Annotated in this window: 8 protein-coding genes and 1 riboswitch; of the genes, 2 read left to right on the top strand and 6 right to left on the bottom strand. The window is 60.8% G+C overall.

Annotation, left to right across the window (positions count from 1 at the left end):
• Positions 1-3: 3 nt before the first annotated feature.
• Complete coding sequence (locus ACYQ1Z_RS07135; RefSeq protein ID WP_459791794.1) at positions 4-1,026, top strand: aminoglycoside phosphotransferase family protein; 1,023 nt, start codon at positions 4-6, stop codon at positions 1,024-1,026.
• On the opposite strand, the gene ACYQ1Z_RS07130 is transcribed toward ACYQ1Z_RS07135, so the two are convergent.
• The 6 genes from ACYQ1Z_RS07130 to ACYQ1Z_RS07105 all read right to left on the bottom strand — a co-directional run bounded on the left by ACYQ1Z_RS07130 (position 1,018) and on the right by ACYQ1Z_RS07105 (position 11,142).
• Positions 1,018-2,466: a lipopolysaccharide biosynthesis protein gene (locus ACYQ1Z_RS07130; protein WP_459791793.1), complete on the bottom strand. Its 1,449-nt coding sequence runs from the start codon at positions 2,464-2,466 to the stop codon at positions 1,018-1,020. The genes ACYQ1Z_RS07135 and ACYQ1Z_RS07130 overlap by 9 nt on opposite strands.
• A complete protein-coding gene (locus ACYQ1Z_RS07125) occupies positions 2,463-3,209 on the bottom strand; it encodes a glycosyltransferase family 4 protein (RefSeq protein ID WP_459791792.1) in 747 nt (248 codons plus the stop codon). The genes ACYQ1Z_RS07130 and ACYQ1Z_RS07125 overlap by 4 nt, the downstream gene beginning before the upstream one ends.
• A 546-nt stretch (positions 3,210-3,755) precedes the next feature.
• Positions 3,756-4,850 carry a glycoside hydrolase family 16 protein gene (locus tag ACYQ1Z_RS07120; protein ID WP_459791791.1) on the bottom strand — a complete coding sequence of 365 codons (1,095 nt, stop codon included), beginning with the start codon at positions 4,848-4,850 and terminating at the stop codon, positions 3,756-3,758.
• A 4-nt stretch (positions 4,851-4,854) separates the two neighbouring features.
• Positions 4,855-5,035, bottom strand: a riboswitch (cyclic di-AMP (ydaO/yuaA leader).
• A 165-nt stretch (positions 5,036-5,200) separates the two neighbouring features.
• Positions 5,201-6,163, bottom strand: a complete 963-nt coding sequence (locus ACYQ1Z_RS07115; protein ID WP_459791790.1) for a metallophosphoesterase — start codon at positions 6,161-6,163, stop codon at positions 5,201-5,203.
• Positions 6,164-6,248: 85 nt separating this feature from the next.
• Positions 6,249-8,249 (bottom strand): hypothetical protein, encoded by a 2,001-nt coding sequence (locus tag ACYQ1Z_RS07110; RefSeq protein ID WP_459791789.1) that lies wholly within the window; start codon positions 8,247-8,249, stop codon positions 6,249-6,251.
• 202 nt (positions 8,250-8,451) lie between these two features.
• Positions 8,452-11,142, bottom strand: a complete 2,691-nt coding sequence (locus ACYQ1Z_RS07105) for a helix-turn-helix transcriptional regulator (protein ID WP_459791788.1) — start codon at positions 11,140-11,142, stop codon at positions 8,452-8,454.
• A gap of 441 nt (positions 11,143-11,583) precedes the next feature.
• Between ACYQ1Z_RS07105 and ACYQ1Z_RS07100 the strand changes: the two genes are divergently transcribed.
• Positions 11,584-13,002 carry an amino acid permease gene (locus ACYQ1Z_RS07100; protein ID WP_459791787.1) on the top strand — a complete coding sequence of 473 codons (1,419 nt, stop codon included), beginning with the start codon at positions 11,584-11,586 and terminating at the stop codon, positions 13,000-13,002.
• Positions 13,003-13,144: the final 142 nt, after the last annotated feature.

The raw sequence follows: 13,144 nt of genomic DNA, 5'->3' as shown, positions 1-13,144 counted from the left end.
GAAATGAGATTCATTGATCATTTCCTGCATGAACGCAGGTCCGATCTCGGACTGGATCAGCATGGGCTGGCAGATGGATGGGAAACTGTTTTATTAACCCCGAGATTTGCCACCTCTAGGCATGTAGTCGGGCTTGTCTTCGCTCCGAAGAATCCGGAACCCCGTCTCGTTGTGAAGGTGCCGCGCCAACCCGGCGACAATGATGGCGTCCGGCATGAAGCATGCGTCCTGCAACGCCTGAATGCCGAGGGACTGGATACAACCAAGGGCGTGCCAGAGGTTCTCGCCATAGAAGTCGTTGGCGGACATACGGTGTTGGTGGAGACCGCCCTGTCGGGGGTTCCCCTGGATCCCAAGGTGGTGGCTACCGACATAGAGACGGCTGTCGCTGCTGGCACCAATTTCATCGGGTCACTGCCCTGCACGAGTTCCGCCGGAAACAATCCCGACTGGTATCAGCGATCGATAGGCGAACCGCTGCGTGCCCTCAGCAGTTTGGTTCCTAACGACGCTGGCCTCCATGAATTGATTGAGCGAACTCACCAGGTGCTGGCGCCGCTGATGACGACCCCGCTGCCAGCTGTGATGGAGCATGGGGATATGAGCCACCCCAATCTGTTTCTTAAGCCCCGGGGCAAACTACAGGTTGTGGATTGGGAACGTGCAAGTCCGTATGGCGTGCCAGGCCACGACCTCGTGTTCTACCTGCAGTACCTAACGGAATCGCGCGAGCAGGCCTTTGCCAGGCAAGACCAACTTAAATCGTTTGACCACGCGTTCGGAAAGGGGGGATGGGCGCTGGAGCCATTGAGGGAGCACCTTGCGCTTCGCAGTGTCGACTCCGCCATCCTCCCGTTGCTGGTGATCGCGACATGGGCCCGGTCTGCGGCGACCCTGTCATATCGGTTGAGTAGCTCATCGGGCAAAGACCAAAACCGGGTAGACGTGAACGCAGTGATCGCTGCTGACCGGGACTTTTGGCTGTGGCGCCATGCGGTTAGCAACTGGCCCAGCCGATCACCGTAGGCGGACCAGGGTCAGAAGGTCTTTGTGCAGTTCCGGGAAGCCTAAGCGCAGAATCAAGTAGACCATCGGCAGTGCGACGAATATGACCAAGACGGCGGTGGCGGCGCCGCCCAGCAATGGCAGCACCAAGGTAATCAATCCGGAAACTGCCACAGCGGCCCCGCATACCAGTCCGGGTAGCACTGCCTGAAACATCATGCTCGTCCTGATCCGGATTACTTTCGCTGCTACCGTCTGCATACCCACTGCGAAAATCACGGCAACTGCGAGTTGAGCTGACGCAATTCCGGCGATGCCCCATTGGGTGGCAAAAAAAAGCACCGGCACCAAAATCAAAAGCCGGATTATGGAAATAGTTATTGAAAGCCCGGGCCGGCCGAGGGCTTTGTACACGTCATTCGCCCCTGCTCCCAGCGAACGAACGGCGGCATATATGGCCAATAAGGTCAGAGGGAGCACAGCGTCTCCCCATTGGGGACCGAAAAGCAAAGGCACAAGCACGGGTGCCAGGACAGCGAGGCCAACGCCTGCCGGGACCCCGTACAACGCTTGAATCTGCATGCTTTTCAGGTATCCGGCCCGGAGTCGATAAGGGTCGTCACGGACCTGTGTATAAAGGGGAAACAGCACAGTTGAGAGTACGAAGAATACATTCAAAATAAGGGCTTCCGGAAGCCGGAATGCCAAGGTGTAATAACCGAGCGCTTGGGCGCCCAGAACAAGTCCAATAATGAGGTAATCCACATCAAATATCAGCCGGGCAAGTAAGCTGCTGCCCGCTACAGGCGCACCGAAGGACAGGTTAGCCCGGATGGAGTGCCAACTCGATCGCCAAAACCTCCAGGGCGCATCATGGCGGACTAGGTACCAACACGTGGCAGCATAACCCACTGAACCCGCCACGGTTCCTAGTGCAAGAGACAATGCGCCTTGTCCTTGAAAAGCCAGAAGAAGAGTAACCGAACCCATTAAAGCTGCCCGGATTACGGGGGCTGCAGTCAGCTGCCTGAAGCGGAGATCGCGTCTGAGCAGGGCTTCAGGAACTGCCCCGCATGAAGTAGCAAAAATTGATACTGATATGACTTGGATCAATGGGACGGCAGCGGGAAAACCAAATACTTCTGAGGTTAGAGGCGCCCCCAATGCAACAATTAACGCGAGGGAGGTGCCTAGACCAAGCGAGATCAGGAGTGCGGACTGCGCCATAACCTTGGTTCGGGGTAAATAGACCAGAGCTTGGGCTACTCCTGCGTCAGCAACGCTTTCGGTGTATAACATCAGCACTAAGGCAAATGCAACCAGCCCGTATTCCTCCGGTGAGAGGAGTCTTGCCAAGACCACAGTGGTCGCAAGTACGATCAGCCGGCCTGAAACGAAGGCAAGACCTTGCCACATCGCGCCGCTTGCTCCTGCCCGCGCAAGGTCTCCGCCTGGTGTCATGGGGTTTTGCCTTCTTTCAGGTGCCAGTCGTTCACCGCCAAGTGAATTTGATCCAGATAATCTGCAGCAGTTTGCGTCCACGTCCGGACTTCAGAACCGGTATCGGACATGAGCCTCGGCGGGCCGCCGTTCAGATGGTTTACGACCTGGTCTACGAATTGTGTCGGGTCCTTTTCGATAGTTAGCAAAGGATGCGGAGCCTGTTCACGGGCGGCGACAGGTGTCGCCACAACGGGCACATTTGCAGCCAAGGCTTCCCGGACGGAATTCCGTATGCCGACGCCGTGCTCGTCTGGGAAGACCGCCACATCCGAACCATTGAATACGTCCATCACGGAGGGGACATTAGCCAGGACTTCAACCTGATCAGCAGACAGCGCAAGAACTGAGTCCGCAGGTTGGCGACCCGCAACAACGAATTTCGCATCGGGAACGTGCTCCCAGACCATTGGTGCAATTTTTTTGACCAGCACATGAGCACTGTCGATATTGGGACCATAATTGAGGCTCCCCACGAAGCAAACCACCGGAGAGTTCCGTTTCCCCCGGTAACGAGGCGCAGACTCTGCTCCATTGGCAACGCTGGTCACGGGCCGCGCCAGCTTCTTGCTCCACGCGGCAGCGTCTCCTGCACCGACGGTCAACAGCCGCGCACGGGCCGGGAGGCGTCGTTCTGCCCGCAGAGCCAGATACGCCCTGACTTTATATGCTGGCATCAACTTTCCTGCGATGGCAGTATCCATGGCCGCCCGGATAGACCAAGGATCAACAGTCTGCAGGACCAGAGGACCCCAAACATAGTGGGAGAGAAACAGCGCGTGGGGCCCGTGGATCAGCGTAGCGTCCTGTTGCAGGGACAATGCTGCCACTAATTCTCGGGCACGCCTCGTCGATCGTTCTTGCCGCCCTAGTCCGTTCACGCCTAGGCCTGAACGGAGTGCAGCTAGCGTCCTGCTTCGTCGAGGGACAACATGCACAGAGTTGCAGCGTGATCGAACTTCATCCGGCACCGTCACGGGCCCGGAGAATGTCAGCAATGTTACCGTCACGTCAGCAGGTAGGTGACGCAAAACCTCGAAGGGGATGAGAGAGCTTCCATCACCCAGCACAGGATCTCGGTTAGGGACACTTTCTGTTATGTACAGAAGCTTCATTGCAAGAGTTTACTAAATGATGGGAAGAACCGGATGGGCCGCCGGCTTGTTTTTTGAAAGTGAGAAACTGCCAAAAATGGACGGCGGCGGGATATGCCGCCGCCGTCCAGGTGAGCCCATTATAAGGGAGGAAAATCACTGCCAAGCGCGAACGTAGTCGACCTGTACCTCCGAGGCTGGCCCATAAACTGGATTAGTAGACGCTGCCCCAACGTTGAGGACAATATACTGCGGCGCGTTGCCATCGTCCGTGGGATAGGACTTGACTTTAACCCCATCAAAGTACACGTCGGATGAGGTTGCCGTACGGTGCAAGCCGAAAGTGTGGAATTGGTTCGCCCAGTCACCCGGAACTGTGCCCTGGTTATGCGTACCGGAACCTGAGTGGTAATTCACGGTCATTTTAGCCTTGAGGACTTCTGCGATGTCATTTTCCCCAGTCGTAGGCCATGACTGCCCGGTCGACCAGAACGCAGGCCAGTTGTACAGCCCGTTAGCGTCACCGGGGAACTTGATGCGGGCCTCCACGTAACCAGTGGTGAATTGATAGCCACTGCCCGCCCCGCCCTTGGGATTGCTGGAAACGAGGGCGCCGGAAGTGGACGAGGCCAGCGTCAGTGCGAGATTGCCATCCTTGATTGCGACATTGCTCGGGCTGGTGCTGACTTTGTTCATCTCACCACATGTGGGGGAGAACCAGCAGTCGGACCACTTGGTCGTATCGAGGGAACTTCCATTGAATTCGTCATTGAAGGTCATAACCCATCCGCCTGGAACTCCGGTAGGCATCGGGGTAGAAGTCGATGCCAGATTCGCCAGGGGGGCCGAAGCCGGTGCCAGCGTGGACTCCAGTGTTGTTTCCGGAAGTGGTGGCTCGCTGGCCGCCGGAACAGGGGCAGGGGCGGCGTCGGGTTCCACCGTCGCCTCTGTAGTAGGTTCCAGTGGGGCAGTTGCCTGGAGGAGCTGGTCGCGATGCATGTGCGATGCAACGGGCTGCTGCTTTGCGGAGTTGGTTACCCGTTCAACATTCAGAGCTTCGGTGTTTGCTGAGAGCCCCAAAGTGGCGGCGCCTAATAGGGCAACAAAGGCAGTCGTGGCCAGGCGCACCGTGAGTGGGCGTTTGAGAACCCCGGTGTAACGGTGAGGTTCGGAATGAATACGGGTCGAATTAACCGGTTCTTCCATGGACTGATGCGCTTTTGTGCGCGGCTGATCCGTAGATGCAGACATGAGTAGTGCCTCTCGTCGCCTGCGGGGTTAGCTGTCGGGTTCGGATGAGAGCATCCGGCCACTCATGAGGTTTGCCGTGACTTCACCCCGAGGGCAGGCAGAACCATGCCCGGGACACGTGGGTCCCCCGCCTCTGCCAGGAGTCTCGGGATCCCGTAAGTGGCAGAGTTAGGCGTCTTGCGGGATTGGGCCGGCTGGGGCAGCCCCAGAGGTAGACCGTACCGGAGACGCAGCGCTAAGTCACAATCCAGTAACAGGCATCACGGGCATTGCCGAGTCATGAAGGATCTGGCGCGATGGTGTGCTATCGCCCACTGGCAGGGTGCGCGGCGGCCAAAGAAGGCGCTATCTCACCTTTCGATACGGAATGAATCTTGAAACTCGTATCCGCGGGAAGGAATAAAGTCCACTCTCATGTGGGTGCTATCCAAGACCACGTGGGCGGTACCCTTAGCCGGGCTGTAGTTGGCGCCTGACCATGCGGCGAAGTAGGGCTTCTCAGCGTCTTCCGTGTTGATGTCCCTCAAGCTCTGACCTCCGACACCATTGGTGACGAAGACGGTTCCGTTGCCTTGGTTCACACTGCTGTCCGAATCAGTCACGCACTTCGGATTGACTTCCTGCACGAAGAGATAAGGACATCCGTCGCCGTATCCAATCTGGAAAGTGCGCTGATAGACGTGCTCGTGTCCTGTGAGTACAAGGTCAACACTTTTCCTAACGAGCAGGTTTAGGAATGCTTGGCCGGCATCACACCCATAGTGTCCTATGCTGAAGCACATATTGTGCATACCGACTATCGTCCAGGGAATTTTCGCTTCTCTGGCTGTATCAATAGCGGCTTCGGTCCATAGGTAAGATGCGCTGCCCTTGGAATAGTCCGTTCTACCGTCGGGAAATTCCAAACCCGGCGAGACCATGATCAGCCGAACTATCGGATTCTCGTCCGGGACGTCTACGTACCATTGCTTACCGTAGTCTCCTTGCAATCCTTGAAGCCGATTCGGAAGACATTCCACGTAATTGCTTATGTAGCCGTCGGGACCATTGCTCTCATGGTTGCCAGCCACAAGCAGAGTGGGAATTTCTGGCCCCAGCAGTTGTTGTACTAAATCGCAGAATTTCTGCTCGGCACCTTGCTCATAGGACAGGTCACCCAAGATGATGTTGAAGTCGGGTGCAAGCTCTCGTACTTTGTTCAAAACCCCCTTGGCGCCGCTGCCAAGTCCCACATCACCGGCTGCAGTGAAGTGGACGGTAGGCCCATCATCTGCAAGTTGGGGTGTAACCTCATCGCAACCGGTCATTCCCATGGCGCATAACAGAGTCAAAATGCTGATACAAGCACGTCTTTTCCCACGCGGCTTTGGTTGTGCCTTGTTCAAGATTCAGCAAGCCTTAACCGGATGGTCGCAATGCCGTTTGCCAGGCCCCCGCTGCTTTGGCCCCGGAAAATGTCCAGGTGGCTGCGCCGCTGGCGCCCGCGGATGTCTGGACTTTGTCGGCCTGTTCGGCGATTTGTCCACCCGCCGCCTCCCAGCGCTCTGCCCATCCTGTCGGGGGAGATGCCGCAGGAGTTGAGCTGTCGAACCCAACGCCACCGATAAGGAGGGCACCGTTGCTGGCCGTTGTTACTCCTGGCAACGTGATACTTGTCGCCGTGTAGCTGGTGTCCACGCGGGTAGCCACCATGCTGTCAATCGGACTTGATGTGCTCGCTCCGCGATAAGCAGTCATCCCGCCACCCCATTTCACAGCAGTGCTGGTAGACCAGGTATAAGAGGCGCCCTCAGCCGTTCCTGCCACCCGGTAGTAGACAAAGATCCGCGCTCCGTTTCCGATGGTAAGACCGTTTACAAGTGGCGTCCATCCGGCGGGAGCACTGCTAACCGACGGGGTTAAATCGGCAGTAAAGGCGGCGACCAACAAATCACCGGCGGTCGTACCCGCCGGTTTTGCGAGGGTGATCGGAGCAGCCGTACCGGAATAGCTGCTCGCCGTCCCCACCACGCTAATGCTTCCCGAAGGGGAAGGGGTTGGGGTAGGTGTCGGTGAGGGACTGGGGGCGGGCGCCGACCCCAGGGACCGGTCCGAGAACCAGTAGCGTTTGGTGACGTTGTTGCTCGCCAGGATCACGACACCGGTGCTGGAGTTAAGGCTCTGCTTGGTTGTTGTTACGTCATTGATGTTTGGGGATGCTCCGTCTTGGATGACGGGAGTTCCGCGGCCGCTGCCAAACACGGGGTTGTCCATGGACGCGGTCTTTTCGTAGATACTTCCCGCTACGCCCGAGTATGCGCATCCCGAAACGGATGTGGAAGGCGCAGTGTGAAACGCTCTGACCACGTTATTCGTGGTGTCCAGCACGACCTGGGGGCGGGAAACGCAATCAGCAACGGTTGCAATCGTTGACTTTGTGAAAGCACCGGTTCCGGGGCGGAAGACAAGCAACTGAAGTTGTGGCAGCGTCTTGTCCGTGTACGTGTCATTTAGGCTCGTCTTCAAAGCAGCATAGACTCGTCCGGCGGAATCAGCGAGAAGGGCTTTGAGATTCAAATGGTCATCCGCTTGGCCCTTTCCTTGAACAGCGGGCTGGACCTTCCATGAAGACGCCGCGGTCGGGGACGTTCCGTCGGTGCGCGTTGCCCAATAAACGGTGCCCGCGGGATTATCACTCCACATCACCCCGATCTTGTTGCTCCCGAAGGAAACGACGGCAGAAATGTCATCTGGCGCAGGATTCGGGTCCGCCACGGGCAGAACAAATGGCGTGTTCCAACTTGTTCCGCCGGGAGTGGACACGTTCACATAAACGGCGTTCGTGTAGCCCGAGGTCGCGTTTCCGGAAACCTGCGTCCAAGTGGCCCAGATTGCGCCCGTAGTGTCCTTGTCAATCGTCATCGATTCGCTGCTGTTATTGGTGATAGTAGTAGGAAAACCAGGGTCCAGGGTGTATTTGCCTGAGGAATAACTGTAGCGATAAAGCTTGGCCGGCTGCCCTGGAATGGACGGCTTGGGCGTCCCGTCCCCGGACACGGTCACTACATGCGAAGCGATGTATAGCTTGTTGCCGTCCCACAGGGTGTCAGCCAAAGTGTTACTCCGGCTGTCATTGAGGACGCCGGTGTCCACCCAGGTCCTGGTTGCCCTGTCGAGGCGGAAAATATGCCAGCCACTTCCTGTCGCCCACATGTCGGCCCACCAGGAACCATCGTTCCACCAGAGTTTGCTTTGCGGTTTATCTGAGGTGGGAGGGTTGACCACCCCTGAATAGCCGATGCTCTGATAGCCGTAATTCTCTGCGGCTCGGGCACTGCCAAGAGCGGTAAAGAGGCTGGTAAGGAGAATGACAGCCAAAATGATGGATTGAGCAACACGAGCTGTGGCGGGTCGGGACATGTCCAGCGTCCTTTATCAGCAGATACTGAAGGCACCCAGCAGTGCCGGACGTCCGTTTCTTGAACGTCAAGATGCAGGCAAATTTAGTCCTGGTTCTCATACCCCCGCAATAGGGACTTTTCGAAACCCTTCCAATAGGGAGTTAGGGGTAGCGGCGTACCGCGTGAACCGCGCCCGGCTGGGTCCGAACTGTCACTATCCTTTACACCGCGGGAAGAACGTACGGTTCGGCGGCCGGGTTTACCTTGCCCGCGGCCAGCGCCGTCAGTTGCGCGCGGGACTCCACACCCAGCTTCCTGTAAATGGCGGTCAGGCGCACCTCCACCGTCCGCACCGATACGTAGAGCGTTGCCGCGATCTCCTTGTTCCGCATGCCCCGGGCCACCATTTTGGCCAGGGCACGCTCATGGTCGGCAAGCAGCAGCAGTGCAGGGTTGCCGCGTTGACCGGCCGGCTCCGCCCGTTCTTCCAGCAGAAGTCCCGTGACGTGGTGTGTCCAGCCATCCGCGCCGGCCTCCTCGAACATCACCCTGGCGCGCATCAGGGCGGAGCGGGCGTCACGTATCCGGCCCAGCGCGGCCAGCCGTTCGGCGTAGCAGAGCAGCGTCCGCCCGCGTTCCAGCACGGATTCCCGACCGTTCCTGCCTTCCAGCGCCCGGCTGAACAGCTGCAGTGACTGCTCGCCGTCCGCCAGCATGGCGCGGCTCCTCGCCACGACAGCCAGCAGCCAGGGTGAACCCAGCCCCACCGAGCGGCTTTCGAGGCGCAGCAGTGCCTGGCCCGCTTCACGGTGCCTGCCGAGCCGGACGAGGACTTCCACCAGGTCCCCCTCGCACCGGAGCAGGGCGGGACTGCCCAGGCACGCGCCGACTTCCGCAGCGCGGCACAGCTGCGCCAGGGCCGCCGCCAAATCCCCGCGCAACAGGGCGGACTGGCCCCGGCAGGCAGCAAGCTGTGCGGTGATGGCGGGGTGGGTCTCCCCTGCGAAGCGCTGTGCCTCCGCGGCGCAGGCCTGGGCCAGTGCTTCATCTCCAAGGGCATGGGCACGCCAGACCCACAAGACGTGGCGCATTCCCCTGAGGTACTTGTTCTGCGGCTCGTTCTGGTCAATTTCGTCGATCCGGGCCACCGCAGAGCGCACATTCCCGGCCCGGATGTCGTTGTCCGCCGCCAGGAGCGCAGCGGCTTCCCGCCAGACCTTGTCGCCGGCGCCGCTGGAGCTGAGCACGGTGCTAAAAGCCTCCTGCGCCTGGCCGTAATGTTCGGCGTAGCTCAGGGCGCGTCCGCGTACGAGGAGGCTGAGCATCCGGGTGTCACCTGCCGGCGCGGGTTGGTGGGCGGGTCCGCCGGTCCTGCCCCCGATGACGGACACCAGCTTCCTTGCCCGGTCGCTGACTGCCAGGCACTCAGCGGAGGCGGCATCCTGGAACCGGGCGGCCTCTTGCAGCAGCTCTTGAGCATCCCTGAGCTCCCATCGCTCCGCGAAGTACAGGGCTGCAGCGCACAGCAGTGATGCCGTGTATGCCGGGTCATGCATTCCAAGCTCCCTGGCCAGGCGGAGCACCATGGCCGGCCTGACCGTGCCGCCCTGCATGAACTCGATCTGGAAGGACACGGCTGTGAGCCGCAGGATCAGAAGGGGATTCCGTGTCACGTGCAGTCCCCAGTCGAGGTAGCGTCCGGCGTAGGCGAACTCACCGCGGTTGAACAGGAGTTCGGCCACCCGCACAAGCCCTGCGGCGGTTTGCGCTGCACACGGGCTGATGGTGAGGGCGCGCTCGACGCATTCCACGGCGAAAGCCACCTCTCCGGCGCTAACCAGGTCCGCGGCGCTGCGGAGCAGCCGGAAGGGCGTCCGCGGCCCGGGTGCCGCGAAGCTGAGGTGCCAGCGGTGGCCGTGGACATCGGTGTCCTCGGATGCCTGGGCCAGCGACCGGTGGGCGGCAGTGCGGGCAGCAGGTGCCATCGCCGCGAAGACATGTCCGCGAAGCAGCTGGTCACGGATGCTGACGATTGGTCCGGACCGGACGGCAACGCCTCCGGCGACCAGTTCGTCCACGGCGGGCCACACATCCGCGGCAACCTCCGCCAGCGCGTTGATGTCACTCCTGAAGGAAAGCGAGAGCAGGTCCAGGACATGCCGCGCATGCGGCGACAAGGCGCCGATCGCCGCCGCATGCTCTGCTTCCAGGCTGCGCAGGCGGGGCAGCGGAACAGGCAGCGTGCGCGTTCCCTGCGCGTGTAGTTCCGCAAGGCACCGGTAAAGGTCGACGGCGGCGAGCGGGTTCCCGTTGGCGGCCGCGGCTACTGCGTGCGCGGCCGCCGTCGTGGTTGGCCCTGCCGGCAACACCGTCAGCAGACGCACCGTGTCCCCGTAGTCCAGGCTCCCGAGGTGCAGGGCCGGAAGTCCGCTGAAGGGGCTGTCCGGTGCCGGCGTGCGAAGGCTGATGATCAGCGTGATCTCCGTGCCGGCGAGTCGCCGGGCCACGTAGCCGATGACAGCCTGGCTGCAGGCATCCAGCTTGTCTGCGTCGTCGATCACAATAACCGTCCGGCAGGCGGTGCGCCGGTGCAGCCCGCCCAGGAGCATTCCGGCCAGCGCCGGCACGTCGCCACCACCTGGAGTGCCGGCCGGCAGTTCAGCGGCGGTTCTGTTGAGAACGGGATCGTCCATGGCAGCGAGCATGGCCGTCAGCCCGGAGAGCGGCCAGCCGGTTTCAGAGGCGCTGGCTGCCAGGAACACGGTGTGGGAGCCGGAGAGCGCAGGAATTTCCGCAAGCAGGGCAGACTTGCCTGTCCCGTGCCCGCCCGTTACGGCCAGGGCGGATTCCCTGGCTGACCGGACCGTCGTGAGGATCCGGTCCAGTTCCCTGCTGCGGCCAATTAGCGGCATGGCGTCCCCGTCCCGAAGAAGGAGACCGCTTCCCTGCGCTTCGCTCGTGCCGATCCTGACAGCTGGCCCGCCGCCGGTGCGACCCGCGGTTGAGCAAGCTGTTGGCCCGCACCTCCAGCACGGTGCCCGGCCGTAAAAGGAAATATAGCGCCGGCGAAGAAGGGGGAGTATCCACAAAGGCGCTGGATTTGCTCAAGATTACTCTCGGGATTTCGGTTACATTTCGTTGTTTTCCCCTATGAAGCCTTTGTTTCCTTCTACTGCTTCTTCCTGTGGGAAGATCTGATTTGCCGGTTCCCGTTCTGTGCCCCTGCACATGACCGTCCCCCCGGCTTCATGTCTAGGGTTGGGGGAAACCTGTGACCCACCGCACTGAATGCGGCTGCGCGGCCTTGCCTGCCCCGCCCCATCCAATCCGCAATACCCGAAGGACGGCGCCCCATGCCCGCTGACCAGCAGTTAGCCAAGTCGCTCAAGCCGCGGCATCTTTCCATGATCGCCATCGCCGGTGTTATCGGCGCCGGACTCTTTGTCGGCTCCGGGGCAGCCATCCAGCAGGCAGGGCCCGGCATCCTCCTCGCCTACATGGCCGCGGGCATCGTGGTCATCCTGGTCATGCGCATGCTCGGCGAAATGGCCGCCGCCAACCCCGAAACAGGATCCTTCTCCACCTACGCGGACAAGGCGCTGGGACGCTGGGCAGGATTCAGCATCGGGTGGCTTTACGCGTGGTTCTGGATCATTGTGCTCGGTATCGAGGCAACCGCCGGGGCGGCCATCATGCACCGCTGGGTACCCGGCATCGACCAGTGGGTCTGGGCCCTGATCCTGATGGTCCTGCTGACACTGACCAACCTTGGCTCGGTCAAGTCGTACGGCGAGTTCGAATTCTGGTTCGCGTCCATCAAAGTCGCCGCAATCGTCCTGTTCCTGCTCTTCGGCGCGGCCGCGATCCTCGGGCTGGTACCCGGCGTCCCCGCACCCGGGCTGACCAACCTGCTGGACAACGGCGGATTCATGCCCAACGGTCCGGGCGCAGTCCTTGCCGGCATCCTCGTTGTGGTCTTCTCCTTCTTTGGCGCCGAAATCGCCACTATCGCCGCCGGCGAATCGGAGAACCCCGTCGACGCCGTGAAGAAGGCCGTGAAGTCCACGGTCTGGCGCATCCTGGTCTTCTACATCGGCTCGATCGCCATCGTGGTCACCCTCCTGCCCTGGAATGACGCCAGCGTGGCCAAGAGCCCCTACGTGGCCGTGATCGAACTGTTCGGCATCCCCGGCGCCGGAACCATCATGGACATCGTGGTGCTCACCTCGGTCCTGTCCTGCCTGAACTCCGGCCTCTACACGGCCAGCCGGATGCTCTTCTCGCTGTCCCAGCGGGGGGACGCGCCGCGCTCCTGGACCAGGATCTCCCGCCGGGGAGTGCCTGCCGCGGCCGTGCTCGCATCTACCGTGGTGGGATTCATCACCGTGGGCCTGAACTACATCGCGCCGGACACCGTCTTCCTGTTCCTGGTCAATACGTCCGGTGCCATCGCCCTGTTCGTCTGGCTGGTGATCGCGGCCTCGCAGTTGATCCTCCGCAAGCGCATGGGTGACGCGGGCAAGGAACTGACCCTCAAGATGTGGTTCTTCCCCTACTTGACCTGGCTGGCCATCGCCAGCATCATCGCCCTGCTCGTTGGCATGGTCATCGTGGAGTCGACGCGGGAATCTATGCTGCTGTCCGCGGCGCTGGCCGCCATCGTCGTGGCCGTTGGTGTCTGGCGCTACCGCAAGGGCGGCACGCCGGCTGCTCCGGGCTCGGAAGCCGACACAACCCGCGCGGTCCCCGCGCAGGCCGGGCCGGCGTCGTAAATCCCGCGCCCCGCGCCACTGAATTGTCCGCCCGGCAGGCCCTTCGGCCCCGGGCGGGCGGTTTTCCACATACAGGAATGAGGAGCCTGCCGTGAGCGCTGGCGGACACTACGCTCGAAGTCAAGCGCGAATCGCCTTATCC

It is taken from the genome of Arthrobacter sp. AD-310 (assembly GCF_054656615.1).
This window is presented reverse-complemented; position numbering and strand designations above follow the sequence as displayed.

Excerpts from the sequence above, each read along its gene's own strand:
- ACYQ1Z_RS07125 (WP_459791792.1), bottom strand. The coding sequence starts at position 3,209 with ATGGATACTGCCATCGCAGGAAAGTTGATGCCAGCATATAAAGTCAGG.
- ACYQ1Z_RS07115 (WP_459791790.1), bottom strand. The coding sequence starts at position 6,163 with ATGGGAATGACCGGTTGCGATGAGGTTACACCCCAACTTGCAGATGAT.
- ACYQ1Z_RS07130 (WP_459791793.1), bottom strand. The coding sequence starts at position 2,466 with ATGACACCAGGCGGAGACCTTGCGCGGGCAGGAGCAAGCGGCGCGATG.
- ACYQ1Z_RS07100 (WP_459791787.1), top strand. The coding sequence starts at position 11,584 with ATGCCCGCTGACCAGCAGTTAGCCAAGTCGCTCAAGCCGCGGCATCTT.
- ACYQ1Z_RS07105 (WP_459791788.1), bottom strand. The coding sequence starts at position 11,142 with ATGCCGCTAATTGGCCGCAGCAGGGAACTGGACCGGATCCTCACGACG.
- ACYQ1Z_RS07135 (WP_459791794.1), top strand. The coding sequence starts at position 4 with ATGAGATTCATTGATCATTTCCTGCATGAACGCAGGTCCGATCTCGGA.
- ACYQ1Z_RS07120 (WP_459791791.1), bottom strand. The coding sequence starts at position 4,850 with ATGTCTGCATCTACGGATCAGCCGCGCACAAAAGCGCATCAGTCCATG.
- ACYQ1Z_RS07110 (WP_459791789.1), bottom strand. The coding sequence starts at position 8,249 with ATGTCCCGACCCGCCACAGCTCGTGTTGCTCAATCCATCATTTTGGCT.